Origin of the sequence: Sphingomonas sp. MJ1 (PH-R8), assembly GCF_048058635.1 — a bacterium.
In the GTDB taxonomy this organism is placed as follows: Bacteria; Pseudomonadota; Alphaproteobacteria; order Sphingomonadales; family Sphingomonadaceae; genus Sphingomonas.
Map to the genome: position 1 here is coordinate 1 of NZ_JBBEFX010000058.1, position 1331 is coordinate 1331.

A 1331-nucleotide genomic window follows, 5' to 3' on the forward strand; every position below is an offset into this window, starting at 1 on the left:
GTTCATGTCCTCGCCGACGCGCTCACCTCGGTCCTCGCCATCGCGGCGCTGCTCGCCGGCCGGTATCTCGGCTGGGTCTGGATGGACCCGGTCATGGGGATCGTCGGCGCGGTCGTCATCGCCCGCTGGTCATGGAGCCTGATGCGCGACACGGCCGCCGTCCTGCTCGATCGCACCGACGCGCATGTCGCCGACGAGGTGCGCGAGCTGGTCGAAGCTCCCGGCGACGCCCGAGTGACCGACCTGCACGTCTGGAAGGTCGGACCGGAAGCGCACGCGGCGATCGTCAGCGTCGCCGGCGTTCGGAATGGCGAGCTGGTCCGCCAGCGGCTCGCGCCGGTTCACGAGCTGGCGCACCTCACGGTCGAGGTGCGCTGATGCTCTACCTGCTTCTCAAGGCCGGCATATCGGCCGTCATCATCGTCGCCGTGTCGGAGATCGCCAAGCGCAGCCCCGGTTTCGGCGCGCTGATCGCCTCGCTCCCGCTCGTCTCGGTGCTGGGCATGATCTGGCTCTGGCGCGACACGCACGATCGGGCGCGCATGGCGGCCCATGCCGGCGCGACCTTCTGGTACGTGCTGCCGTCCTTGCCGATGTTCCTACTCATTGCGGCGATGCTCAACCGCGGCGCGCCGTTCTGGCTGGCGCTCGCCTCGGGGTGTCTCCTCACGGTTGCGCTCTACCTCGCGATGACGTGGGTGGGGCCGCGCTTCGGGCTCCAGCTCTAAGCGAGCCCGGACAAGCGAAGCGCGACGCCCGCCGCAGCGCACGCGCCTAAGGTCGGGATCACGCCCGACTTGAACCGGAACATCGCGACCAGGGCCGCGACGGTCAACGCTAGCGCGGCCGGGTCGAGGGTGGACAACACCGGCACGTCCAGCGTCCTGCCGGCGATCGGCAGGGCGCGGACTTGGTGAAACAGGGTGTGGAGCGCGAACCACACCGCCAGATTGAGCACCACGCCGACCACGGCTGCGGTGATGGCGGCGAGCGCGGCCGACAGCGCCTTGTTACCGCGCAGCTTCTCGATGAACGGCGCGCCCAGGAAGATCCAGAGGAAGCAAGGCACGAACGTCACCCAGGTCGTGAGCAAGCCCCCCAAGGTGGCGGCGAGCAGCGGGGGCAAGCCGGTCGCTTGCCGGAACGCGCCCATGAAGCCGACGAACTGCGTCACGATGATCAGCGGCCCCGGCGTCGTCTCCGCCATGCCAAGTCCGTCCAGCATCTCGCCGGGACGAAGCCAGCCGTAGTTTTCGACGGCCTGCTGAGCGACATAGGCGAGCACGGCGTAAGCGCCCCCGAACGTCACCACCGCCATCTTGGAGAAGAAC

Annotated in this window: 2 protein-coding genes and 1 pseudogene; 2 read left to right on the plus strand and 1 reads right to left on the minus strand. The window is 69.0% G+C overall.

The window, feature by feature from the left end; genetic code table 11:
• Both VPH46_RS16255 and VPH46_RS16260 read left to right on the plus strand, forming a co-directional pair.
• Positions 1-378, plus strand: a pseudogene (locus VPH46_RS16255) (cation transporter); the annotation flags it as partial.
• Positions 378-728 carry a DUF3147 family protein gene (locus VPH46_RS16260; protein ID WP_018251374.1) on the plus strand — a complete coding sequence of 117 codons (351 nt, stop codon included), beginning with the start codon at positions 378-380 and terminating at the stop codon, positions 726-728. The pseudogene VPH46_RS16255 and the gene VPH46_RS16260, both read left to right, overlap by 1 nt.
• On the opposite strand, the gene VPH46_RS16265 is transcribed toward VPH46_RS16260, so the two are convergent.
• On the minus strand, positions 725-1331 hold a 607-nt coding region (locus VPH46_RS16265; protein ID WP_416612902.1), incomplete at its 5' end, for a chromate transporter. The genes VPH46_RS16260 and VPH46_RS16265 overlap by 4 nt on opposite strands.